Here is a 24268-nt window from a genome sequence, read left to right on the forward strand (position 1 = left end):
GCGTGCTAAACTTCGCGGCCCAACATGGACGCCGTGATCAAGAGCTCACTGCTGTTCGCCGGCCTCGCGCTGGTCTTTGCTGCTCCCTCCGCCAGGGCGCTGTCCCAGAGCAAACACCGCAGCCTCAGCGACAGCGCGTGCCGCGCCCAGAAGCTCCCGACCGAGTTCTGTGATCAGGTGGGCGCTGCCGCGTACAACGTCGACCACTACGAGTGGGAGGATCTCTCCGCACACGCGCAACCGGAGGTCGGTGAGTCCAAGTGTCAGGCCGCCAACGGGACGATGCTGCGCATTCAGGGCCTGGCTCAGGAACTCCGGACGCTCGCGGCGACCCAGACTCAGTACGACCCGGCCCTGGCCGTGGCACTCGGCCGTGCGCTCCACACGTTGCAAGACAACTGCGCGCACAGCGGCATGCCGAACAACGAACACGCTTGGTTCTCGCTGTCCGACTCGTGCCTCGATACCACGCTGAGCCCGGACGTGCAGGACGCGGCGCTGGCCTGCGCAAAGGAACAGACGAGCCTCGCGTTCCAGACCTTCAAGCAGAACATCAAGGTGCTCGAGCCTCCTCAGCCTGACAACGACCCGCCGAACAACAATCAGAACCCCGGATACTGGCCGCCGCGCGGCGGGGTCTGCGACTTCTTGAAGGGCGCACCGGACTGGGACGGTGTCGACCGGCGCTGGAACAACGCGGTGGTGGTGCCGGCACTTCTCGATCAGTTCGTGACGACCATCGCCATCGACCCTGCCGCGCCGGCAAAGGACGTCTGCGCGGGCGGCGAGGGCAGCCTGGAACCCACGCAGATGACGTCGGCCGTCGATACGTCGTCGCCGACCGAGTGGTGCACCCACATCAAGCTCTACTGCGCTGGCAAGGCGGATGGCACCGATGAGGCCCCGCCCTGGGAAGACGCCACGGCACCATCATCCAGCGCCAGTGACAGCTCTGGCGGCTGTTCGACGCAGGGCCAGGGCCCCGACAGCCCAGCGACGCTCGGCCTCCTCGCCGCTGCTTTCGCCCTGCTCAGCGCCCGCCGCCGCCGGCGCTGAGCCGCCTCACGGGTGGCCCTGCCACCAGTCGGTCTCGGAGCGCGGATCCATGAAGCTCCCGCTGTCGCGGACGGTCACCAAGGTCTCGGCGCCGCACGCACTACCGATGACGTCACCGCCATGCAGCGCGGGCATCTGTTTGCGCCCAGCCGCGTCGTCCGCGTCGTACTTGGCTCGCAACGCCGGGGCTGGGCACACACCAACCTCGCATGCTCCGGAGGGTGAGCGACGAGCAGTCAACGAGTCAAGCGCGCCGGTTCGTCACCCCGAGCTCGTCGAGCAAACGCCCGATGCGCCGAAACTTCTCGGCCCTGCCGAACTGCAAGAGGTGCCCGCCGTGCCAGCTCTCCATCGGCGCACCGAAGTGATGCGCGATGCGGCGGGCGTGGGCCACGGGGTGATGCGATCGGCCCGGGCGGCAACGACCAACATACGCTCCCGCGCCACCAGGGGCGGGCGTGCAAGCGGACTCACCACACGATGTGCGTCATCCAGCGCGCGGTGCTCGAGCTCGGTCTCGTGAGGCGAGGAGCCGAGGCGGCCCTGATCACGAGCGAAATCTGCCAGTGACGCCAGGGGGATGATGGGAACGGCAAACGCAAGCTGCGCCTCGACCGTCGCCAGCAGTGACGTCGTGTAACCACCCAGGCTCATCCCCATTACGCCGACCGAGGGATGCCCGCGCTCGAGGAGCCAAGCCACCAGGTCCCGCAGATCGCCCATCGCCTGACGAAACCCCTCATTCGAGAGCCGTGGATCGCTGCCCGGGAATGGCGGCGGTTGACCCAGGCGGCGCGCCGAGCCGCGCACCGCGTGGAACGGCAACACCGGGAGCACCGCGTCGACACCGATGCGATCGAGCCACTCGATGGGCCAGACTCGCTGCTCCAGATCGTATTGGCCCGCCATGTAACCGTGGATCAAGAGCGCGACCGGACGCGGCTCGGGGCCAAAGAACCCGCGGGCAGCCGCCACCCGATTTTCGGCGTGCCGCGCGAAGCGCTCCAGCATGCTCGCATCGAAGGGCTGATAGTCGCTCGGCCACGACAGATCGACGACTCGATGCCCGCCCGCGCTCCAGCGCACGACCCGCTCTGCAGGTGTGATGCTGCGCGGGTCGCGGAAGTACTCCGGGTGATCGTGCGGGTAGAGCTTCGTGATGGCGCCGAGGGCCTCCATCCGCTCGCGATGACCGAGGGACTCCGCCCGGCTCTTCCCTCGTGTGCTCTTCCTGCCGGCGGTCGCGGCGAGCGTCGCGGCGCGATCGACCGCAGCAGCGGCACCTCCGAGGAGGCGTTTGGCGGCCCGCTGGATCACGCCGGAAAGCTACACGACGACGGGGTTAGCGGCACCCCGGGGCCCGCTGGAGCCCGGGCGAGTCCGGGGATTTCCGCGCGTATTTCCCCAAACCCTGCCCGTGCCGAGGGAGCCATGCTACGGCGTGCCTCTCATTCGGGGTCCCCACCCTTTCGGGATCGCCATCACCCAACGGAGCTCCGAGGCAACCGGAGTTGGAGCATGTCTGACAGCGATAAGAAGCGACGCTCGGGTCGCAGCCGAGACAGCGAGAGCGCGGAGTCGAAGCCCAAGAAGAAGAAGGCCACGCAGGCCGAGCCCAGCGAGAAGCTACTCTCGCCGTGGGGCCCCCTGATCTGGCTGCTCATCCCGCTCATCAGCTGCATCGTGTACGGCGTCGCGACCCGCGGTCACTGAGCTGACTGCCTACGCTCTCCAGCCGAACCGCCGATAGACGAAGCTCGCCAGCGCTACCCAGCCGAGCGAGAGGAGGCCGGTGAAACCGAGCTCCAGCCAGGGACCGGTGCCGGTCACGCCGGAGAACGCGACGAGCAACAGCGTCGGACCGTGTCGTTCGAGCAAGAACCAGGTCACGGGCTCGAGCGCGTTGTCCTTCGCAGTGACCATCAGCACGCCGGTCGCGAACAGGTAGCAGAGCGCGGCGAGACTCGCACCGCGTTGGGTCTTGGACACTGAGGCCAGCGTGAACCCGATGGCGACGGAGCCGAGGGCGATCACCGCGACCACTGCCCAGAAGAAGGGGCGAACCCAGGCCGACGGCACCGCGATGCCGCCAACGAGCGTGGCCAGCCCGAACGCAAACACGAAATAGAAGCCGAGCCGTGCGAGCACGATCTCACTCGGTCTGGCTGGTGAGAGTGCGATGGCCGACGCCACGCCGCGCTCACGCTCTTCGGAGGTCATGCTCGGAAGCAGGAAGATGCCGACGAAGAACAGCGACAACAGCACCAGGCCCATGGCAACCGCCTCGCGTGCGCCGGCTCCGCTGATTGTGCGGAAAGGCGAGCGCTCCACATCGAAGCGCGGCACCCGGGTTCCGGTCGGATCGACTCGTTCGCGAAATCGCGCATGCGACTCCCGGAGCGCCCAGGCGTCGTCGGTCCCGTCGATCCCGTCGACCTCGCGTTCGACGAGGGCTCGCGTCGTCGCGTCGAGATCGGAGGCGGTCAGAAAGAACCGGCGTGACTCACGCCACACGAAGGACTCACACCACGCGGCCGCCGCGGGATCCCCCGATGGATGCCAGGTCCAGAGCTTGTAGCCACCGCTATTTTCGTCGGGCCGGAGCTGAATGCCGACCGAGCCGATGGGATAACGGATGAAGCCGGGTCGGTTCTGAAGCGAGCGGAAGCTGATGCGGTCGCGCAGCCCGCGCGGGACATGCGAGCGCAGATGCGCGACCCAAGCGTTCTCGTGCCAGACATCGATCACGCAGCGCGACGCCTGACCTCCTGGCATCACTCCCGAGAGTGCCCGGGCTCCGGCGAATGACATCAGCACTGCGGTCACCACGATCAGCAGCACCATGCCCACACTGCCGCGGTGGGCTGCGACCCGCCTCAGCTCCTTGAGCAGCAGCGCGCGGAGCACGATGACGCGCACGTCTCAGGCTCCCCCTCGGGCCACGATGTCGATGAAGGCCGCCTCGAGATCTTGAGCCTGGCTGCGCAATTCGACCACTCGACCGGCGCGGATCAGCTCGGCCAGCTCGGCGCGAGCCGCAGCATTGCCGAAGTCGAAGCTCCGCTTCTGTCCGTCGCCGAGCACGGCGTCGACCCTGTGCTCGGTGTACGCCTGTTTCAGCTCCGCGGGTGTGCCTTGCGCGATACAACGACCGCGGGAAATGACCGCCATTCGCGTGCAGATCTCGTCGACCTCCGCCATGTCGTGAGTCGTGAGCAGCACCGTCTTGCCGCTGGCGGACAGCTCTTGCAAGAGCCTCCTCACCAGCCGCGCGGAGTGAACGTCCAGGTTGGTCGTCGGTTCATCCAGGTAGATGAGCGTCGGCTCGTGCAGAAGAGCGCGCGCGATCAGCAACTTCTTGCGCATGCCCTGAGAAAACCCGCGCACCGCCAGGTCAGCGGCGTCGCCCAGCTCGACGCTCGAGAGCACCTCGTCGACGCGACGACGAGGGACACCGTACAGATCCGCGAACAGCTCCAGGTTCTGCCGCGCGCTGAGCTCTTCGAAGTGGTTGTCGCGATCCGGCACGTAGCCGAGCCGCGGCTTGACACTGGCAAGGTCACGCTCGAGGTCATGCCCGAGGGCAAACACCCGCCCGCTGCTCGGCCGCAGTTGGCCGGTGAGCACCCGCAGGGTCGTGCTCTTGCCCGCGCCGTTCGGGCCGAGCAGACCGAACAGCTCACCCTGAAGAACCTCGAGGTCGAGCGCGTCGACGGCGACGAAATCGCCGTAGCGAACCGTGAGCTGCTCGAGCCTGAGCGCCGTCACGCCCGCTTGGACTTTTTGCGCGGACGAGCTTCTTCTTCCTCGTCGTCCGCCTCGTCGTCCTCGTCGTCTTCCTCGACGACACGACGCTTCGCCTTCAGCTTCTTCCGCGGACGCTCGTCGCTGGCCTTCAGGCGCTTGGATTTCGCGTCGCCGCTGTCTGCGTCGCCGTCCTCGTCACCCTCGTTGCCCTCGACGCCCTTCTTGAAGTTGCGGATGCCCTGACCGAGGCCCTTGCCGACCTCGGACAGCCGCTTTGGCCCGAAGACCAAGAGCAGGATGACGATCACGACCACCCAGTGGACGAGGCTGAAAGATCCCATGAAGAGCTGCCTTCGTGTAGCAGCGGGGGGCCGCCCTGCCAAGAGGAGCTGCCCCGAAAGCCGCCCGACGCTCGGGTCAGCCCGCGCTGACCCTGCCCAGGCGTTCCTCGGCCATCATGTCGGCGATGATGTGTGTGGGTTTCATCGCGCTCTCGGCGCGCTCGGCGATCTCGTAGATGGTGTCGAAGATCTTGGTGACGCGGGCCCGGCTCTTCGCCGCATCGTAACCCTCGAGCTCGGTTGCGACGTTGATCAACCCGCCGGCGTTGATGGCGTAGTCCGGCGCGTAGAGGATGCCCCGCTGCATCAGATCGTCGCCGTGGCGTGGCTCGGCAAGCTGGTTGTTGGCGGCGCCCGCCACGATCTTGCAGCGCAGCTTGGGGATCGTCGTGTCGTTCAGGGCGCTGCCCAGGGCGCACGGGGCCAGCACGTCGCACTCGGAGCCGAACAGGGCGTCGAGCGGCACGATCGCCGCGCCGAACTCCCGCTCCGCGCGCTCACTCTTGAGCGGATCGACGTCGGCGACGGTCAGCTTGGCCCCGAGACCGTGCAGCTCTTTGCACAAGTGGTAGCCGACATGGCCGACACCCTGCACCGCCACGGAGAGGCCGCTGATGTCGTCGCGTTTCATCACGAACTTCACCGCGGCTTCGATGCCTCGGCGCACACCGAGCGCGGTGAACGGGCTCGGATCACCCGAACCGCCGTTCTTCGGAGCTACCCCCGTCACGTGTTTGGTGACCGTGCGGATGACCTCCATGTCCTCGAGGCTGGTCCCGCTGTCTTCGGCGGTGATGTAGTGACCCGAGAGCTCGTTCACGAACTTGCCGAACGCCTGGAACAGCGCGCCTCGATTGAAGTCCGTCCTGGGCTTGATGATCACACTCTTGCCGCCGCCGAGCGGCAGCCCCGTGATCGCCGCCTTGTACGTCATGCCACGCGCGAGCCGGAGTGCGTCGATGATCGCGGCCTGTTCGTCGTCGTAGTGAATGAATCGACAGCCACCGAGTGACGGGCCGAGCCGGGTGTCGTGTACCGCGATGATCGCGTTCATGCCGGTGGCGGCATCTCGCTTGAGGTGCAGCTCGCCGAAGCCGTGTTGAGACAGCAGGTCGAATACGCCCATGGGTGGCGGTCTCCTTCTCGAAAAAGGTCGGGGGGGGGCGCGCAGCCTAGCAAGACGACCCCGGGGCTCGAGCATGATTTCCGACCTGCTCCGCGGCTTCCCGCGGGAGCCGCCGAGGGCGCTAGATTTTCGCGAAATCGGCGGCTGACGGCGCTGCCGCGACCGCGCCGGGTTGCAGGCAGCGTTGGCGGAAGAACGAGCGACGCAGGCTCAGAATCGGCCGTTGATCAGGGCTCCCGCCACGTGGGGCCCGAGCGCGGGCGCGACACGGAGCGCGGTGGGCCGCTCTTTGGTCGGGGCAGACAGCAGCAGGTAACCGCCGGTCGCCAGCGCCGCCACTCCCACCCCCCAGAAGGCGACGCCGAGCGTGGTGTAGGTCTTCCCCTTCTTCTCCTTGCTGTCGACGTCGTCCGCGCGGTCCGCGGGGCACTCCGTCTGCGCCGGACAGATCGCGTCGAGGTCGTCGATCAGGTCCCCGCGCAGCTTCCACATGTAGAACCCTCCGGCGGTCGCCAGGACTCCGCCGCCAATGAAGAGCCAGGGCACGACGGACGCGCCGCCGGCGTCGTTCGTTGCATCCTTGTCTGGCGCCGGGCTCGGCGCCGGTGCCGCGGGAGTTGCGGGCGGAACGGGCGGACGAGTCGCTTCCGCGGGCGACCCCGGTGCGGTCAGCTCCACCCGCGCACGTTTCCCTTCGCTGGCGCTGAAGCTCTTTTCGAGCGGGCCCGTTGCGAACTCGGCGACGAGTTTGTGCTGACCCGGGTTCACGGGGATCGGCGCATCGAGAGCGACGACCGAGAGTGAATTGCCATCGAGGCTGAGTGTGGTGGGCTTGGCCGCCCCCTTGATGCTGATCTCCAACATCGGAAGTCGCGCCCGCAGGGCCGACAGCTCGTTCGCCGCGGCCGTCTCGACCTGCGTGTTGCCTTCGGCCTTGGCGCTCTCGACGGTGCGCTCCAGGCTGACCACGGCTTCCACCAACGCACCGGTCTTCATTTCACAAAGCCCGACGTGAAACGTGATGGCCGGCGTCCTCTTCACCTCGGCCGCCCGGCGGAAGCGCTCCAGCGCGGCTGCGAAGTCGGATTTCTCCTCGAGTGCCAGGCCTTCGGTGAACCACTGTTTTGCCGCGGCGATCTCCGAGGCGGACTGCGCCCCGACGGAACCGGGCCGCACGACCAGGAGGCCGAGCACGAGAAACGCTGCGGGGAATTTGCGCATGGGAGCCTGGCCGGGAGCTTACCGGAACCACGGCCGCGTTTCTGCGCTAGATTGGCGGTCTGTTGAAGGTCGGGGCCCTCGTCGCTGGCAAGTACCGGATCCTACGCCGCCTGGGCGAAGGCGGCATGGGCAGCGTGTGGCTTGCCAAGAACGAGGTGACGGAGCGCGACTTCGCCATCAAGTTCCTGCATCAGGTCGCCGACCGGCCCCACACCGCTGACCAGCTCAATCGCTTTTTCCAGGAAGCAAAGGTCGCGGGCAAGCTCCGCCATCCGAGCATCGTCGAGATCTTCGACGCCGGCACCGAGGCGAGTCTCGGGGACGCGCCGTATCTGGTGATGGAGGTCCTCGATGGCATGGGCCTCGATGAGGCAATCCAACGTGCGCACGCGCTCCCGTTGGGAGTCAGCCTCGAGATCATGGGTGAAGTGAGCCGGGGGCTGGCCCTCGCCCACCAGAAGGGCATCATCCACCGCGATCTCAAGCCCTCGAACGTCTACCTGCATCGGAGCGGCTCCGGGGCTGTGGTGGCCAAGGTGCTCGACTTCGGGATCAGCAAGGTGTTGGTCGACGACGCGGGGAAACACATCACGGCCATGACCCGCACCGGCGCCGTGCTCGGGTCGCCGCTCTACATGAGCCCGGAGCAGGCAGCAGGGGACCGGACCATCGACGCCCGCAGTGACGTACACGCCCTCGGGGTCATGCTGTGGGAGTGTCTGGTGGGCAGACCCCCGTTCACGGCCGACACGTACGGGCTCTTGCTGGTCGAGATCATTCAGGGCGAGCGCCCGGAGCTCTCCCGGGTGCTGCCTGCGGTGCCACCCGACGTGGCTGCGGTGGTCCGGCGCGCGTTGGCGCGCGACCGTAACCAGCGCTTCGAAAACGCTGGCGCCGTTGCCACCGCGCTCGAGGCCTCGCTGTCCGCGCTTGGGCATGTTCCCATGCTCTCGACGCGGGACGGCGCCGAACAGTTCTTCGCGCTGGTCGGCGAGGACACGGGCGCCACCGTGCAGGAGGGCACGACCACGACGGCTGCGCTCGAGGTGCCGTCGCAGATCGGAGGCGTCGAACCGACTCCGGCGGTGGCCGCGCAGAGTGAGCAGCGGGAGCCCGCGATCCTGCCCGCGGCTGCGCTGGAAGCGGCGCCGCTGTCACGAATTCCCGGAACGCGCTCGCCGCTGCCGGCAATCGCAGGGGTGATCGCCTTGGTCCTGGTGGCCGGCGGCGGGGTCTTCTTCGCAACCCGAGCGAGCTCGAACGGTGAGCCCGCGCTCGCAGAGCCCGGAGCGAGCGCGCCCAGCGTGGGTCTCGATCCGGGTGCGGGTTTGCTCACGGCGCCGAGCGGACCGCGCGAACCCGACGTGGCGCCCGTGGTGTCGAGCGAGACACCCGCTGCATCGGTGATCGCCTCCGCGCCCGTGGCGCCTGCGCCGCCGCCGAAACAAGCGGGCGTGGCGACCAAGATCAAGCCGGGGACGAAACCCGCCGAGACCAAACCCGCCGAGACCAAACCCGCCGAGACCAAACTGAAGCCCGGAACAAAACCGGATCCGGTTCATCACGGCGTGACGAGCTCGGGGCTCTGAGCCTTCGAGCGAGCTCAGCCGAGCTTGGTGAGCCGCTTCAGTAGCTCCGGCTTCACGACCTTGCCGACTGGGTTGCGGGGAAAGTCGTCGAGCACGATCACACGCTTTGGAACCTTGTACGACGCGATCCGCGCCTTGGCGAAGTCGCGCAGCGTCTCGCCGGCCAGCTCGGCGGCGCGGCCCTCCCGCGCGATGACCGCCGCCACGGCGATCTCACCCCAGGTCTCGTCGGGCAAGCCGACGACCGCCACGTCGGCGACCGCGTCGTGCTCGCGCAGCACTTCTTCGATCTCGAGCGCGGACAGTTTGTATCCGCCGCTCTTCAGGATGTCGACCGAGGTCCGACCCAGGATCTTGACGTACTCGGCCTCGAGAAATGTGGCGGTGTCTCCGCTGCGAAACCAGCCGTCGGAGAATGCCTCGCGGGTCGCCGCGACGTTGTCGTCGTATCCAAGGAACACACTCGGGCCCTTCAGCCAGATTTCACCGGATTCACCTCGAGGTGCGTCGCTGCCATCGTCCCTGACGATGCGCAGCAACATGCCGGGCAGCGCCGGTCCCGCACTGCCGGGAACCCGCTCGCCGTCGACCGGGTTGCTGCTGCCCACACCGATCTCGGTCATGCCGAAGCGTTCGAGCGGGTAGTTGCCGGTGAGCTCACGCCAGCGTTCGCCGACCGTGGCAGGCAGCGCCGCCGAGCCGCTGGTGACCAGACGCAGGTTGCGAGCGCTGTCCGCCCAGCGAGTCCGGGTCACGGAGTCCGCCGCGTCGAAGGTGTCGAGCAGCTTCTTGTGCATGGTCGGCACGCCCATCAACACACTGGCGTGCGCGAGCTCCTCCCACAGTCGGGGGCCGTCGAATTTCTCGAGCATGCGAGTGGTGCCGCCGCCCAGGAGCGACGTGAGGAGCGCAATGCCCAAGCCATGCAAGTGGTGGAGCGGCAGACAGTGCAGGAGCACGTCATCGGCCGACCACTGCCAAGCGCTGCCCAAGAGCCGCGCCGTCGACTCCAGGTTTTCCTGCGAGATGAGCGCACCCTTGGGTTTGCCCGTCGTTCCACTGGTGTAGAGGATGACGGCCGCGTCGACCTCGTGGCGCACCCCGTCGCCGGCGCCGTCTGCGCCGTCGCGGAGCGCTTCGATGTGCAGCACCGGCAGCTCACCCTGATAGCCCGCCACACGGGCGGCGGTCTCTTCGCTCACGAGCAGCGCAGCGGCACGGCTCACCTCGACGAACCACGCCTGCTCGGCGTCCGGGTGCAGGTGGCTGAGCGGTACCGCGGTGGCGTCCGCAGCGATGATGCCGAGAAATGCCTCGAGCCAGCGGGACCCCTGAGTGACGAGCAGGGCCACCCGTTTGCCCCCGAGCCCGCGCGCGCGCAGCTGGTTTGCGACGCGGGTCACACGCGCGCCGAGCAGTCCGAACGTCACCCGCTCCCGGTCATCGATGATCGCAAGGTGGGGTTCACGCTCACGTGCGAGCTCGAAGAGACGCTGTACCAGCGGGCCGGACATGCCAGGGCTCGTAGCACGACCCAGAGCTCAGCCGCAGCTGTACTGATTGAAGATGGCGTCGGTGACGCTCGTCACAGTTCAGGGACTGGACGTCAGTGAACGTCGGGGCGCTGATCCTGGCGTTGGGCGAGCATGAGTCGGCGCGTCACGCACTCCGCGATCGGCGCAGACGCCGCGCAAAATCCACTCGGTGCGCCGGCGCTTGACTCCGCCCCGCCCGAGCCTGTCCCCTGTGCCGATGCGCGTGAAGTTCGGCTCACTCTCGCTGCTCACCCTGCTCCTCACCGCGACCGGACCGGCCTTGGCTGCGCCGACGCTCGTGCTCGACGACCCGCTCACTCAAGCCAAGAGCAGCGGTCAGACCGTCAATGGTGGCAGCTTTGGCGCGGGAGGCTGGACGCGTGACAGCTTCGAATCACAGATCATCTACGATCTTGGCGCGAGCGTCACGGCGGGACGGCTCACGTTCGAGATGAACGGGGTCAACGGGACGAACCACGGTGCGGGAGGGTTCCCCGACTGCCGCGCGATCTTCGCGGCGGTCGACAACAACGGCAGCGGCAACATCGACGACCCGGGCAACGAGAGTGTGCAGTTCTTGTGGGCCTGGGCCATGGAGGAGACGGACTACTGCAACGGCGGCCCGGGCGGGCTCGAGCGCACGAACAAGATGAAGTTGCTCGTGCACACGGGCGGCTCCGACGAGCCCGGCGAGCCGATGAGTGACCCGCTGGTGTGGGACGAGACCAAGTTCTATTCGTACGAGATCGGTTGGGACACGAGCCACGCTTGGCTGTTTCGCGATGGCGTCACGGTGCTCGATCAGATCTATCCGGCGGCGCCGAACATCTTGGCCATGCGCTACATCTTCCTGGGCACGGTGAAGCGCTACAAGTCCGGGGTGAAGAACGCGACCTACCGCAACCTGAAGCTGTGGGACGACGGGGGCCCGAGCCCGACGGACGGCGGCGTCCCGACGGACGCCGGAACCGACGCTGGCGGCGCGTGCCTGACGGCGGGCGCGCTCTCTCCGACAAACGGCTCTGGCACGCAGGCGAAGCTCAGCGTCACGTATTCGAGCTGTGAGGGGGCGAGTGCTCTGCGCGTCGTGCAGCTGTGGGTAGGGGACGAGGTGAAGGGTGGCGCGCCGGCCGTGAGTGTGAGCTACGAGGCGGGGCAGCTGCGGCTCGACGGCAGCGCCGAGAGTTGTGCGCCCGGAGCGAGCCAGGTGCTCACTTCCAGCTACGGCTCCCTCGACTGCGCGACGACGAGTGTGAGCGCGCAAGGGAATGAGCTCCTGGTGTCCTGGGCTCTCAGCTTCGATGCCAGCAAGTTTTCCGGCAACCACCAGGTGTTCGTGGACGCGAAGGGCGGCAGCGGCACACCCGAACCGCGCCTCGGTTGGACGGCGCTGGGCACGTTCACCGTGGGCAACTCGTTGATCGACGGCGGCAAGCTCGACGGCGGGGCGGGTTCGAGCGGCGGAACCTCGCCGGCGGCGGAGGACTCGGGCTGCGGCTGTCGGTTACCGGGCAGCAGTGGGCGCGGCAGCGGCGCGCTGGGGTTGCTGGGAGTGTTCGGGGTTTGGTGGTTCGCGCGGCGCGGTCGGGGGTGAAGGGAAGTCGCCCGCATGAGCTGGCCCGGCGGCGGGCCGACCGGCGCGGGCGCTGTTCCTGGGAATGGCGCGTTGACGAGCGACTGCCGTCCCCCTCCGCAACCGAGCTGCTACGCCTTCCGCAGCGGAGCGCCGGGCACATCCCGATGCGGATCGTAGGTCCGCTCGGACCACTCGCTCACCTTCATCAGCGCCGAGACGTCGGCGTGATGGAAACTCGTAGGGTGCTCCTCCCAGCGCTGGCCACAGTGCCGGCACTCGAAGCGGTTCGCGGCCGAAGACGGCGGCAGCAGTTCGAGTGTCGCGGCGAGCTCTGGGCTGTCCTGCACCAAGCCGTGCTGCAAAAAGGCGCCGTGGTTCGCGCAAACGCAGGGCTTGGCGTCGGGCATGCTGTCCATTGTTTCCCAGGATTGCGGCGGTTTCAAAGCGTCTTTCTGGATCACCTGCGCCGAGCGCGAGACAATTCGCAGCATGCGTTGCATGGGATTCGCCGGGGCGGTCTTTGCCGTTGCCTGTGCGGCGAGTCACGACGCGGCGAAACCATCACCTGCGGCGGTGAACCCGACGCCTGCTCGAGCCACGGCAAGCGGCGCGCTAGCACCACGGATTGAGCGGGCAGAATCGACGGACGCGCCACGCCAGCTCGACGCCGCAGACTATTTCGGAGACGGCTACCCGCGAGGAGGGCTGCGTGCGCCAGGCAGCGGGGTGGGTTCGTTGGGTTACGGCACGTGGATCCAACCCAGGCCGCACTCGGGCACCCTGCCACTCGGCAGCATTCGTGTGGGTGGGAGCGTCGCGCTGCTCGATCCCGCGCCGGTGCGCGGCGGAGGCAAGTGCGCGCGCTTCGTTCGGGTCGAGCGCGGCTACGTGTGCGTGGGACCGCGCGCGACCTTCGACATGCAGTCGCCCTTCCTGCAAGCCAGCCTCTGGACGGAGCCCGCACCCGGCGTCATGCCGTACCAATATGCGTTGAGCGTGGGCACACCCATGTTCAGCCGGCCCGTGCCCGCCGAGAAGATGCGCTGGAAGCTCGGCGCGCGAGAGCGGCCGCGCATGTCCGGCGCCGAAGCCGGTCACGACGAGCTGGCCGAGCTGTCACCCATCCTGCCCAACGGACCCATGCCGGATTTCTTGAAGGACGGCGGCAAGGCGCCGGGGCCCCGCGGTGAGCCGGAGGGAACGTTCCTCCGAAACTTCCCGGCGGGGAACATGCTCGCGTTCACGCGTGCGTTCGAGGCCTTCGGCGAGACCTGGGTGCTCTCCACCGATCTCAGCGTGGTCCCCGCGCGCGGGCTCAAACGCTTTCGAGTCTCGGAGTTCCACGGCGTCGAGCTCGGCTCGGCGGTGGAGCTGCCGATCGCCTGGATCCGCAAGCGCGAGCGCCCCAAGTGGCGGAGAGGTACCGATGGTTTCGAACCGGCCGGCGAGAGCTGGCAGCCGAAGACTCACGTCGCGCTGACGGGCCGCGAGGAGGTCAGCAAGAAGCGACGATTCCTCGAGACCCGTGAGCCTGGGCTGTTCATCGAAGACGGTGACGCGACGCGGGTCGAGGTGCATCCGATGCCGCGCGGCGCGGAAAAGAGCCGCGGCAAGTGGATCCACGTACGAGTGAGCCTCGGCACATTGACCCTGTACGAGGGAGCGCGCCCGATCTTCAGCACGCTGATCTCACCCGGCAAGCTCAACCCGACGCCATTCGGCAGGTTCTACATCGAGAGCAAACACCACTATTCGAGCATGGGCAGCGGCCGGAGCGCCTTCTGGATCGCCGACGTGCCGTGGACGATCTACTTCAAGCGCCCGTTCGCGATTCACGCGACGTACTGGCACGAAGACTTCGGTCAGAGGAAGAGCGGCGGCTGCATCAACGTCTCGCCCCTCGACGCCAAGCGGGTCTTCGACTGGGTCGAGCCCCCACTGCCCGCCGGCTGGGACACGGTGCAAGGTCAGGGCATGGGCGGCGGGACGTTGGTGGTGGTGGAGAGCTGACGGTTCAATCTGTGCGCGCGCGCGGACTGCGCTACCCACACCGCTCCGAACCGCTATGCTCGGCCCCGTGCTGCCTGCCCATCTCGATCTCGCCGCGCGCAACGCTCGGGGTCTGGCCATCCACGGCCGCAGCCTCGGTCGCAACGCAGACGCCTCCGAGCGCATTGCCCGCGCTTGGCCGCACTATCGAGTGCTGAACCCACAGGGCGCCAGCGGCGCGCGCGCGGAGAAGGAGGCACTGAAGACCTTTCGACACATCGATCCACAGGGCTCGCCCGAGTGGCCGACGGAGGTCGCGGCGCGCTGGCTGCACGCGTTCGTTTCGGGAGTGAAACCGTTCGGGCCGGATGCGGAGATGAAACGCGCGCTGTCGGTCGCGACCGAACCGACCACGAAGAGCCTGACCGAGTTCGTCACGTCGACCTTCGCCACCACGCGCCCCTACGTGTTTCAGCACGCCGACGCGCTCTGGCTCCTCGAAGCGTTCCTGGGCACCGACGTCGTTGCGGCCGAGGTCGCGCGGGTCATCGCGAGCTCCAATGACGATCCCTGGGGGTTCACCAATCCAAACCAGCGCGCCATTGGCGTGCTCGGCGCGTATGGCTGGGTGCTGCTGCGCGCCACGCCGTCGGTCATTGAGGCGGCGATCGCCGCGATCCGTGCGCGACGCCGACAGGTGACCTGCATCACGCCGTTCACCCGTGCGGTCGACTTCCTGCTTGGTGACGCGGAGCCGGACGTCGCGGATGAAGCCGAGAGCAAGCAGCTGGTGGTGCACGCGAGTGAGAGCTTGGCGCGGGCGCGCATCGCCTTGCCGTGGGTGCTGTACGTCACGAGCCCGCAAGACACCTGGGCGACGGGCGTCGCGCCGCACGCGCGCGCGCTCGCTCGACTGCCGGCCGAACCGCGCTGGCTCATGGGGCAGCTGGTGCAGGCCTGGGAGCCGTTCGCGCATCCGTTCGCGGACGCTGTGCGGGATGCGGAGGCGTCGCAACCGAAGAAGCTCAGCAAGAAGCAGCTGGACGGAGAGGTTGCCGCGTTGTTCGAGCAGCTGGTCGCGGAGCTCACGGCGGTGCGGGGCAACGAAACCAAGGAGACGGAAGCTTTCGCTCGCGCAGCAGTCGAACTGGCGACATTGCGGGCAAGAGCCGGCGATCCGACGCCGGATCAGCACCTGGTTCACATTCTTGGCGTTGACGGCTGGACCAAGCGGGTGAAGGCACCAATGGTGCGGCTCGAAGCGACCGCCTCGGAGCTCGATCGTTGGTGTGCGGCGGTCAACGCGGCGCTGGCGTGAGCTTCAGCCGGGAGCGGCGCGCCTTCGCGACCATCACGGCGCGACACAGCAGCACTGGTGACCGACGTAGGTGTACGAGTTCGAGCCGATGATGAGCTTGCTCTTGGGCGTCTCGGAGCAGCTCACTTCTTGGAATTTGTAGGCGCCGGAGATGGGGCTGAACTGGTACCTCACGAGGCCCGCGACGGAGCCCGCGCCCGCGTCGGCACCGGCGTCGTGCACCAGGCTCTTGTCACCGAAGCCGTTCGAGACCTTCGTCTGGCAGGAGGCTGCACACGCCATGGGTTTGCCATCGTAGGTCGAGGCGGCGCAGATGTCCGTGCACGAGCGCGGCGTCTTGGGAGTCTTGTAAGCGCCGCTGTAGTTGGTGACGAGACCACACTGCCCGCCGACACAATCCGTCGGGGACGAAGTGGCGGGCTCGGTGCTACCGGGATACGACACGTCGGCGTCCTTGCACTCTGCCGAGGTGCTGCACATTGGCGGGGCGCCGCCACTTCCGCTACCGCCTACGCCTCCGCTGCCTGCGGCACCACCGCCTGCCGCGCCGCCGAAGCCGGCCGCGCCGCCCAGCCCACCGCCGGCCGCACCCCCCGCGCCGCTCGTGCCGCCGGTTCCGCCGCTTGCACCGCCCTGGCCGCCCATCGCCGACGAGCCGCCGGTGTTTGCGCCTCCCGTGCCGCCGCCACCGCCGCCGCCGTCACTGCCGCAAGCCATTGCCAGAGCGCCGGCGAGAGCGAGCGCGAGGATCGGGACGAACCGATGAGCTGGGCGGAGCGGCATGTCGGGAGCATACGCGGAACCAGGTGGTGATCTCCCCGCGGGTCGGTTTCCCCCTGCGCCAACTTGCAGCGCCGTCGGCGCACGGATGCCATGTTGGCGAGCGAGTCGGACCCGCGCTTGCCCGTCGAAACAGGCCTCCTCACGATCGGGCGGCACAGCGTCGTCATACTGCGAGGTAACCGGGGTCCAGCTTGGGCGCGGCATTGGGGAGCGCGTCGTCTCCCAGATACTAAGCATGACAAGCAATTTGTGGAGCGAGGATCGGCGCCTTCGGCGTCATCGTGGCGCTGGCGGGGGAGCTGGTAGGAGGCTCATGCGACGGATGCGAAGGGTAGCCGCCACAGCGTTATCCAGCGTTCCGGAGCCAGCGCGCCCGGCCACACCGCCACAGGTTCCAGCGCAATCGCCAGCTCCCGTCATGCTAGGCTCGTCGCGTCAATGAGAGGGTGGCCGTCAAATCTCGCGTTTGGCGCGGCGTTCGTGCTGACGCTGGCCTGCGGGCGCGGCGCTCACGCGCAGTCGAGCGCCGCGGCCGGCGCCATGGACGACTGGTTCACCGGTGAGCAGAACGAAGCCTACGTGTTCTTCGGGCTGGGTGTGGTCTCCGCGGGAACGGGCTCGTATCTGCTCACGCGCGGCACCGCCTTCTCCCGTGGCGCGGGCTACACCGCCCTCGCGTTCGGCGCCGTCGAGATGCTGTTCGCCACCACGTACTCCCTCGGGCTCGATCCAAAACACGACGAGCTGAAGAGTGATCTGGACGCCGATCCCGCCAAGTTCCTGCGCGACGAGCGCAAACGCATGTACGCCATCGCGGATCGCTTCGTGCTCTACCGCTACAGCGAGCTCGGCATCCTCGCCGTCGGCGCGGGCATGGCCAGCTACGGATTTGCCGCGAAAAAACCCACGCTCGCAGGCATCGGTGTGGTCGCCGGCGCACACGCCGCCCTCGTGCTCACCCTCGACTACTTCGCCGAGTCCCGCGCCAACCGCTACATCAAGGCGCTCGAGGGCGTTCGCCCCGAGGCGAGCTCACTGCCGCTTCAGACCTCGCGACGCGGTGTCGGCTTCTACGCCCCGGTGATGACGGGCACCTGGTAGAGCAGCGGCGCCCCGACCGCGCTCACGCCGCCCCACTCAACCGCCGCTCGTGCCAGAGCAACATCTCGAGCGTACCGACCTCACGCAACCACGGTTGGTTGTGCGGCCCCTTGGGGACCGACAGCTCACTCTTCACACCGAGCTTGCCCAGCTCCTTCGCGAACGCTTCGTTGGCCTTGCGATATGGATCCTCACTCGAGGTGCCCGCGCGGATCGAACGCGGCCCAACCTCCTTGACGAGCTCCGCGATGCGCTTTGCGTAACGCAACGCCGAGGGCACATTGAACGCGGCCTGCACACCACCAAACGTCCCGAACAGCTTCGGCTTGCGCAGAAACACCTCGACACCGACGTAACCGCCCAGCGAACACCCGTCGAGCCCGGTGTGCTCCGGCCCCTTCAGACACGGGACCTTGGCGTACACGGCGGGCAGCAGCGTCTGTTCGATGAAGTCGGCATACCGATCCAGCGTCTTCGGCGCCGGGCCCACCTTGTGCGGGTTCGGCGTGACCGGACACACGAGCACCAGCCCCCGGTAGGAGCGCTCGGCCAGCGCAGCGTTCACCTTCTCGATGGCCGCGTCCGAGAACCACGGATTTTTCGGGTACAACTTCTCGACGGGTGGGCGGCGCAGCCGCTCATGCGCGCGAACCGCGCCGTAACGCTCGCCCCAGGCGTGAATGCCGAGCAGCTCGTTGCCCGTTTCGCCGAGTCCGTGCAGGAGCACCAGAACCGGCAACTTCGTGCCCGCCGGCAGGTGCGCAGGCGCGAGCACCAGCGCCCGCCGCGCGATGCGTCGGTCCGCGTCGAGAGTCAGATCGTGCTGAGTGAAATCCGCCGACACCGGCGTCGCGGCGCGCGCCGGGAGCACGAGGCTCCCTGCAGCTGCGCCCGAGAGTCCGAGGAACGATCGACGTTGCACCCCCAATGACTAGCGCGAAGCGCCCGCCGAGTCAGGTCGCACAGGTGCGGGTGCGCCGAGTCGATGATAGGCTGCGTCACCAATGGGGCTCGGGTCGATGAGACTCGGCGCGAGCCACTGACCCCCGAACCTGGAGCTTCGATCATGCGCACCCTCTTCTTGACCTTGTTGCTCGCATCGCTCGGCGCGTGCGGCGGGAGTGAGACTACGAACGAAGCGACCGGCGGGTCGACGAGCGGCGGGTCAGGCGGGTCGACGAGCGGCGGTGCATCGAGTGGCGGCTCCGCAACCGGAGGCGCCGCGGGCTCGACGAGCGGCGGCTCGGCCGGCGCGGCCGCGAGCGGCGGGTCAGCGGGTTTGGGCACCGGCGGAACGAGCAGCGGCGGCACCACGGCGACGGGCGGCGCTGGAGGCACCGGCGGGGCCACGGCCAGCGCGGGCTGCCAGCCGCTGTGCGACTCCATCACGAAGGCCGCGTGCAAGAACGGTCCGACCATGGCGGGCTGCCTCTTGACCTGCAAGGCGCTGACCTCGACCGCCAAGTGCGACCCGACGGCAAACGCCTACTTCGCGTGCGTGAAGAGCAAGGGCGTCACCTGCAACGCGGCCGGCGATCCGGTCTCTCAGACCTGCGGCGTGGACTACTTGAAGGCGATCGGCTGCGCGGTGAACGAAAACCCGAACCCCGCCATCGTTGCACCGTGTTCGACCTATTGCGGCAAGGTGGTCGCAGCAAAGTGTCCCGGCAACGGCGACAGCGCGGAGTGCAACACCAACTGCAAGTGGCTCGGCGCAACGGGAACCGGTTGTGACGACGAGTGGGGCGCCTACCTGACCTGTGCCAACGCCGCGACCGTCAGCTGCGTCCTCGGTTTTGCGGTGGCCCAGGGCTGCGGTGCGAAGTTCACCGACTACTCGAAGTGCATCAACGCGGCGGGCGGCTGACAGCTCTCGCTTCCGACGCCTCCGGTGATTAGGCTGCGCGGCGATGCTGCGAGCACTGCTCATGGCGGCGGCGTTCGCGCTGACTAGCTTGTGTGCCTTCACGAGTTCGGCGCACCAGCTCGGCCGCAGCTACTGCAGCGTGCAAACCGTGCCCGGCGGCCTCGACGTCACGGTCGAGACCAGCTTCGAGCACCTGGTTCCGGTGCTCGGACTCTCCAGCTTGCCGAGCGACGAAGACGTGCGCAGCCTTCGCCCTCGCATCGACGAGGCGCTCGGCAAGGCCGTCAGCGCGCGCAGCCCCAAAGGCGCGTGCACGGTCAGCACCAGCCCCGGAGAGCTGGTGACGACCGAAGGCCTCCGGGCGATCTCCGTTCCGCTCCGCTTCGTGTGCCCACCCGGGCCGGTGGTCTTGCGCAACGTCTGGCGCCTCGACGTCGATCCCGGCAGCGAGGTTCTGTGCTCCATCGACGGCTCGGCCTGGGCCTTTCGCACCGGTGCCGAGGAGCGCGACGTCGGCACACCCCCGAGCCTGGCGGAGGTCCTCGTCTCTTTCGTCAAGCTCGGCGTTCACCACGTGCTCTCCGGCATCGATCACATGCTGTTCGTGGTGGCGCTCTTGCTCGCGGCAGCCCGCTCGAGCCGTGACAAAACCCTGCTGCGCGGCCTGCGCGAGGTGGCGCTGGTGGTGACCGGATTCACGCTGGGGCACTCCGTCACCCTGGTGAGCGCCGGGCTCGGTCTCGTACAGGTCGAGCCCCGGCTGACCGAGAGCATCATTGCGCTCAGCATCGTGGCCGTGGCGGTCGAGAACGTGGCGCGGCGGGAGATCCGCTGGCGCGCGCTCACTGCGACGGTGTTCGGTCTGGTCCATGGCTTCGGGTTTGCCAGCGTGCTCGCCGAGACGGAGCTGCCGCGTCGCGGTGCCGTGTTTGCACTGCTGACGTTCAACGTCGGCATCGAGCTGGGACAGCTGGCGGTCGTGCTGCTCGTGTTCGCTCCGCTGGCTTACGCGGCCCGTCGTGCCTGGTACGAGCGGCGGGTCTTGTGGCCCGCCTCGACGCTGATCGCGCTTCTGGCCAGCGTGTGGCTCGTGAAGCGGGCGTTCGGGCTGAGCTTTCTGCCCTGGCTCGGGGGTTGACTCACTGAAGCGTCGTGAGCTCGAGGCGCGGCACGCGGGGACAAATACCACGGGCGCGAACGGGCGCTCGCGTGCAACGCGCTCACCGCGCTCCAGCATCGGCGTCCACTTCTTTTCGAGTAGCCCACCACGCCCAGAGCCCAAACAGCAGCTGGAACGGCAGACGCAGGTAGAGCGCGGCGGGATGGAGGTCCGGATATCGCTCGACATGCAGCGCCATGTTCAGGTTCGCGGGGAACACCGCCACCAGCAGCAAGATCAACCCGGCTCCCGCCAGCGCGCGCGTGCGCGGCACGAGCACACCCACGCCACCCAAGATTTCGAAGACCCCACTCAGCATCACGAGCGCGCGGTGTGCCGGCAGGTACTCCGGCATGATGGCGAGATACGGCGCCGGATTGAAGAAGTGGTTGGCACCTGCCAGCACGAACGCAGCGGCGAGCAGGAGCAGCGCGAGCCGACGTGGAAGACCCCGCGGAAGGCTCAGCATCCTGGCTCCCGCCACTCACTCATCAGATCCACCAGGATGGCATCGGCTCCCGCGTCCCGGCGAAGCTCGCGACGAGCACGCGACGCTCGCGCCAGAGCAACAACGAGCCCGCGACTGCGAGCGCAAGCCCCACGAGCATCGGCACGACGTCGAGCTCTCGCTCCGTCAGCGCGGTCGAGTAGCGCACGGTGAGCACCACGGTCGTGTTGTAGACCAGGTGCGCGATCATCGAGGTCGACAGCGTGCCCGTGCACAGCCGGGCCGCCGCGAACGCGACGCCGAGCACGATGGTCCCGGCGATCTGCGTCGGCTCCAGGTGGAACAGGCCGAACAAGATCGAAGGCACGATCAACCCCAGGGCAAAGCGCCGCTCGAAGGGGGCAGTCAACAGCCCGCGGAACAACGCCTCTTCCACCACCGCCGGCATCACTCCGAGCGCGAACACCAGGAGCACGACACCGGACCCCGACGCGCTGCGGGCGGCGTTCACGACCACCTTCGAGGCGGTGATCTCGTTCGAGGTCAACCGGTGCATGAGCTCACCCATGATCTCCGCGACGGGCGCGAGCCCGAACACCAGGAGCAGGGCGCCCAGCACACCGAGCACCGAGGGCCGCCCGAGCGGGAGCGCGATGCGGCGCGGAGTCTTCAGCACCCAGAGCCAGAACAGCAGACTGCCGAAGACGGCGACCTCGTTGGCGATCGTTCCCCAGGCGATCCAACCCGGGCTGCTGACGAGCGGCGAGGTCGCCGGATCGCCGAGGACCTTCAGCGGATCCTTGCCGTCCGCGACCACCCAGGCCGCAGCCACGGCCGCCACCCCGAGGCCCGCGACGATCAGCGCTACGGCGGCCGTCAACCAGATGAAGAGGGCTTGCAGCGGAGACGGAATTCGCGCTGCGGCGCTCGGTGTGCTGACCGATTGGTTCGGCGCGGGCTCCGAGGGCGGAGCCGGATGCACCGACAAGGGCTCGCTGTTCGGGCTCTCCACCGAACTGCCGAGCCTATCACCCTCGCCCGGGAGCCTGCCCCTTTCGTGCCGAATAGGTTGGCCTCGTGTATCGTCCAACCCCGGTCATGATTCGGTTCAGGCACTTGATTCTTCCCTTGGTCCTCGCGAGCGTCATCGGCGCCTGCGGCAGCTCGAAGTCCCGCGCGGGAAACATCTACGCTAGCGAGGAGGACTTCTGCCAGCAGTGGGGCAAGGCGGCTTGCAACACCAAGGTCGTCAGCGCGTGCAGCGCGGCCAGCGTCGAGAGCTGCATCAGCAAACAGCAGGAATACTGCCTCGGCCTGGTGCCACCGTACTACTCGTCGAAGAACGCCAAGGTTTGCATCGACAAGGTCAAGGCAGCCTACGCCGACGCCAAGCTGACCGCCGACGAGGTTGTGATCGTGCGCGACCTCGGCGAGCCCTGCGACAAGCTCAACAAGGGTCCGAAGCTGCAGGGAGACCCCTGTGTCGCTTCCGACGAGTGTGACTCACTCCAAGATCAGGTCTGTGTTCGCAAGCCCGGCGCGCCGGACGGCACATGTCAGGTTGCCAAGCTCGTGGGCGGCGGCTTCCCGTGCACCGCCGTCGATGAGCTGTGTGACGTCGGCTTCTATTGCGACGGCTCCAACTGCATCGCGAAGAAGGGCTCCGGCCTCACGTGCAGCCCCGACGTGCCCTGCCTGGAAGACTTTCTCTGCCTCGGCCCCACCGGCGACATGAAGTGTGCCGCGAAAGGCGGGCTCGCGGTGACCTGCACGAACGACGACCAGTGCAAGAGCGGCATCTGCGCGAAACCCGCGACCGGCTCGGGCAAATGCGTCGATTCAGTCGTGCTCACGCCGACCGATCCCGTCTGTCAGAGCCTGGGCTGAGGGCGGCGCTCGCCCGAATCGCCTTGCCAGCAGCCCGCCAGCGTCGTTCAAATCACAGCCGATGACTCGTTCGGCCCTGTCACTCTTGGCGCTGGCATCGCTCGGTCTGTCGGCTTGCGACGACCCACCGCCGAAGAAGAACCCCTTCGAACCACCGCCCAAAGAGACGGTCGAACCGCCGAAGGACGCGGCACTACCAAAACCCGTGGGCCCGCCCGAGCTGGGCATCGACGACCTCGGACCGAAGGTTGGTTTCTCCCGCGTGCTGCTCGACAAACCCGAGGGCCGCGACAAGCTCGCCGAAGAGCTGCGCCAGGTCAAATCGCACTTCGAAGGCAAAGAGGCCACGCTGGTCGTGATCCGGAAAGCGAAGCTCACGTGGGTCACGACGATGCTCGCCGAGCTCGCGAAGATCGGCGCCAGCAAGGTCATCGTGAAGACGGAGACCCGCGCGGAGTATCCGGGTGAGCTCGCGTTCACGCCGGAGGCAAAGGCCCCCAAGCCGGAGCCGTGCGCCGTGGTGGCAATGATCCTCGAGGATCGCAGCGCGGCGGTCTGGAAGATCGCCGGGGGCACCGCCATCAAACGCGCCAAGGGCCTCGCTGGGCCCGATCTGTCGACGACCGGCGACACGATCGAACGTTTTGCCAAGGGCTGCAAAGGGTCGAACATGTTCTTCGTCTCCGCCGACGCATCGGTGGAGTGGGGCCTCGCCTACGATCTGGCCGCATCGACCCGAAAGCTCGAGGACGTGAAGTTCGAGACTCTCGTGCTACTCGACAAGACGCCGACCGCCGGCCGCAAGGTCGAGCTCTCGAAGTGAGACAGGAATGAAGCTGCGAACGCTGTTGCTCGGACACCACGACGAACACTCGATCCCGCGCATCGGCGCGACGCTCGACCGCATGGACCACAAGAGTCGGCTGTACACGACCGAGAGCGCGACCAAAGAGGACATGGTCGCGCTCTGGGAGCTGATGAAAGAGCAGCCCGTCGACGCCGACCATTTCGTGCCGTCGGGTGTCGACGCCATGAAAGAGGTGATCCATCACGGGAAGAACACGCTCCCAGCGTTCACCCACTTTCAGAAGCGCTTCTGCCGCGCCGATGACGATTCGGGCGACGTGTACGGCTACAACTTCGGCAGCACGCTGTGGCTGACGGGCCCGGGCTACTTCGTGGCCCACGCCGCGAAGGACGAGAAGGACCCACCCAGCGAATATCTGGTGGACTACACCCGCATCCCGCCGAAGAAGCCCGACGCTTGGCCCGACATTCGCGACAACGAGGGCGGAATCAGCGCCCTGGTCTATGGTCGGATGAAAGACTACATGCGCAAGGTCTCGGACCACGTCTCGATCGGCAAGGCGTACAAACAGGGCAAGGCGATCGGGGCCTATTTCATGCTGTGCCGCGAAGATCCGGCGTGATGCTGGCTGAGCGGCCGAGCGCCGCGCGTGTGCTTCGATAAGCGAGGGCTCGCGCCGCGCCGTTGGGGCGCTAAACTCAGCCGACACGCGAATTT

At 67.6% G+C, this 24268-nt stretch carries 25 protein-coding genes; 12 read left to right on the top strand and 13 right to left on the bottom strand.

Translation table 11 applies throughout. From position 1 onward, the window contains the following. The first annotated feature begins 24 nt into the window (after positions 1-24). Positions 25-1056, top strand: coding sequence for a hypothetical protein (locus IPI67_07065; protein ID MBK7579952.1), 1032 nt, complete (start codon positions 25-27; stop codon positions 1054-1056). Between the two features lie 6 nt (positions 1057-1062). Here IPI67_07065 and IPI67_07070 read toward each other — a convergent pair whose 3' ends face one another. Together IPI67_07070 and IPI67_07075 are read right to left on the bottom strand one after the other, a co-directional pair. Next, positions 1063-1254: a hypothetical protein gene (locus tag IPI67_07070; protein MBK7579953.1), complete on the bottom strand. Its 192-nt coding sequence runs from the start codon at positions 1252-1254 to the stop codon at positions 1063-1065. 63 nt (positions 1255-1317) lie between these two features. Continuing rightward, a complete protein-coding gene (locus tag IPI67_07075) occupies positions 1318-2373 on the bottom strand; it encodes a hypothetical protein (GenBank protein ID MBK7579954.1) in 1056 nt (351 codons plus the stop codon). 201 nt (positions 2374-2574) lie between these two features. Between IPI67_07075 and IPI67_07080 the strand changes: the two genes are divergently transcribed. Then, positions 2575-2769 (top strand): hypothetical protein, encoded by a 195-nt coding sequence (locus IPI67_07080; GenBank protein ID MBK7579955.1) that lies wholly within the window; start codon positions 2575-2577, stop codon positions 2767-2769. Positions 2770-2778: 9 nt separating this feature from the next. Here IPI67_07080 and IPI67_07085 read toward each other — a convergent pair whose 3' ends face one another. From IPI67_07085 to IPI67_07105, 5 genes are all read right to left on the bottom strand, one after another. After that, positions 2779-3975 (bottom strand): ABC transporter permease, encoded by a 1197-nt coding sequence (locus IPI67_07085; protein MBK7579956.1) that lies wholly within the window; start codon positions 3973-3975, stop codon positions 2779-2781. Positions 3976-3978: 3 nt separating this feature from the next. After that, a complete protein-coding gene (locus IPI67_07090) occupies positions 3979-4824 on the bottom strand; it encodes an ABC transporter ATP-binding protein (protein MBK7579957.1) in 846 nt (281 codons plus the stop codon). Next, the gene (gene tatA, locus IPI67_07095; protein ID MBK7579958.1) at positions 4821-5144 is read right to left on the bottom strand and encodes a twin-arginine translocase TatA/TatE family subunit; all 324 of its coding nucleotides are present in this window, start codon (positions 5142-5144) and stop codon (positions 4821-4823) included. Before tatA ends, IPI67_07090 begins: the two co-directional genes overlap by 4 nt. A gap of 76 nt (positions 5145-5220) precedes the next feature. Next, positions 5221-6270, bottom strand: a complete 1050-nt coding sequence (locus tag IPI67_07100; GenBank protein ID MBK7579959.1) for an amino acid dehydrogenase — start codon at positions 6268-6270, stop codon at positions 5221-5223. Positions 6271-6480: 210 nt separating this feature from the next. Next, entirely contained in the window at positions 6481-7491 is a 1011-nt protein-coding gene (locus IPI67_07105) for a hypothetical protein (protein ID MBK7579960.1), read from the bottom strand. Between the two features lie 62 nt (positions 7492-7553). On the opposite strand from IPI67_07105, the gene IPI67_07110 reads away from it, so the two are divergent. Next, positions 7554-9080, top strand: coding sequence for a serine/threonine protein kinase (locus tag IPI67_07110; GenBank protein ID MBK7579961.1), 1527 nt, complete (start codon positions 7554-7556; stop codon positions 9078-9080). Positions 9081-9094: 14 nt separating this feature from the next. On the opposite strand, the gene IPI67_07115 is transcribed toward IPI67_07110, so the two are convergent. After that, positions 9095-10594, bottom strand: a complete 1500-nt coding sequence (locus IPI67_07115; protein ID MBK7579962.1) for an AMP-binding protein — start codon at positions 10592-10594, stop codon at positions 9095-9097. 238 nt (positions 10595-10832) lie between these two features. Between IPI67_07115 and IPI67_07120 the strand changes: the two genes are divergently transcribed. After that, entirely contained in the window at positions 10833-12209 is a 1377-nt protein-coding gene (locus IPI67_07120) for a hypothetical protein (GenBank protein ID MBK7579963.1), read from the top strand. Between the two features lie 110 nt (positions 12210-12319). Here IPI67_07120 and IPI67_07125 read toward each other — a convergent pair whose 3' ends face one another. Next, complete coding sequence (locus IPI67_07125; GenBank protein ID MBK7579964.1) at positions 12320-12691, bottom strand: hypothetical protein; 372 nt, start codon at positions 12689-12691, stop codon at positions 12320-12322. Here IPI67_07125 and IPI67_07130 point away from each other — a divergent pair. Both IPI67_07130 and IPI67_07135 read left to right on the top strand, forming a co-directional pair. Next, positions 12681-14201, top strand: coding sequence for a L,D-transpeptidase (locus IPI67_07130; protein MBK7579965.1), 1521 nt, complete (start codon positions 12681-12683; stop codon positions 14199-14201). The genes IPI67_07125 and IPI67_07130 overlap by 11 nt on opposite strands. A gap of 67 nt (positions 14202-14268) precedes the next feature. Continuing rightward, a complete protein-coding gene (locus IPI67_07135; protein MBK7579966.1) occupies positions 14269-15498 on the top strand; it encodes a hypothetical protein in 1230 nt (409 codons plus the stop codon). A gap of 33 nt (positions 15499-15531) precedes the next feature. On the opposite strand, the gene IPI67_07140 is transcribed toward IPI67_07135, so the two are convergent. Further along, complete coding sequence (locus tag IPI67_07140; protein MBK7579967.1) at positions 15532-16281, bottom strand: hypothetical protein; 750 nt, start codon at positions 16279-16281, stop codon at positions 15532-15534. A gap of 438 nt (positions 16282-16719) precedes the next feature. Here IPI67_07140 and IPI67_07145 point away from each other — a divergent pair, with 438 nt between their 5' ends. Beyond that, on the top strand, positions 16720-17382 hold the full coding sequence (locus IPI67_07145; GenBank protein MBK7579968.1) for a hypothetical protein: 663 nt from the start codon (positions 16720-16722) through the stop codon (positions 17380-17382). Positions 17383-17404: 22 nt separating this feature from the next. Here the strand turns inward: IPI67_07145 and IPI67_07150 are convergent, their stop codons facing one another. Beyond that, positions 17405-18304, bottom strand: a complete 900-nt coding sequence (locus IPI67_07150) for a hypothetical protein (protein ID MBK7579969.1) — start codon at positions 18302-18304, stop codon at positions 17405-17407. Between the two features lie 144 nt (positions 18305-18448). On the opposite strand from IPI67_07150, the gene IPI67_07155 reads away from it, so the two are divergent. Both IPI67_07155 and IPI67_07160 read left to right on the top strand, forming a co-directional pair. Then, positions 18449-19249 carry a hypothetical protein gene (locus IPI67_07155; GenBank protein MBK7579970.1) on the top strand — a complete coding sequence of 267 codons (801 nt, stop codon included), beginning with the start codon at positions 18449-18451 and terminating at the stop codon, positions 19247-19249. 43 nt (positions 19250-19292) lie between these two features. Then, a complete protein-coding gene (locus IPI67_07160; GenBank protein ID MBK7579971.1) occupies positions 19293-20387 on the top strand; it encodes a HupE/UreJ family protein in 1095 nt (364 codons plus the stop codon). 82 nt (positions 20388-20469) lie between these two features. On the opposite strand, the gene IPI67_07165 is transcribed toward IPI67_07160, so the two are convergent. Next, on the bottom strand, positions 20470-20877 hold the full coding sequence (locus tag IPI67_07165; protein ID MBK7579972.1) for a DoxX family protein: 408 nt from the start codon (positions 20875-20877) through the stop codon (positions 20470-20472). 22 nt (positions 20878-20899) lie between these two features. Further along, positions 20900-21868, bottom strand: a complete 969-nt coding sequence (locus tag IPI67_07170) for a CPBP family intramembrane metalloprotease (GenBank protein MBK7579973.1) — start codon at positions 21866-21868, stop codon at positions 20900-20902. 86 nt (positions 21869-21954) lie between these two features. On the opposite strand from IPI67_07170, the gene IPI67_07175 reads away from it, so the two are divergent. From IPI67_07175 to IPI67_07185, 3 genes are all read left to right on the top strand, one after another. Next, entirely contained in the window at positions 21955-22743 is a 789-nt protein-coding gene (locus IPI67_07175) for a hypothetical protein (protein ID MBK7579974.1), read from the top strand. A 61-nt stretch (positions 22744-22804) separates the two neighbouring features. Continuing rightward, positions 22805-23566 (top strand): biopolymer transporter ExbD, encoded by a 762-nt coding sequence (locus IPI67_07180; protein ID MBK7579975.1) that lies wholly within the window; start codon positions 22805-22807, stop codon positions 23564-23566. A gap of 7 nt (positions 23567-23573) precedes the next feature. Then, positions 23574-24173, top strand: coding sequence for a hypothetical protein (locus IPI67_07185; protein MBK7579976.1), 600 nt, complete (start codon positions 23574-23576; stop codon positions 24171-24173). Positions 24174-24268: the final 95 nt, after the last annotated feature.

This window comes from Myxococcales bacterium (genome assembly GCA_016706225.1).
Taxonomy (GTDB): Bacteria; Myxococcota_A; Polyangia; order Polyangiales; family Polyangiaceae; genus JADJKB01.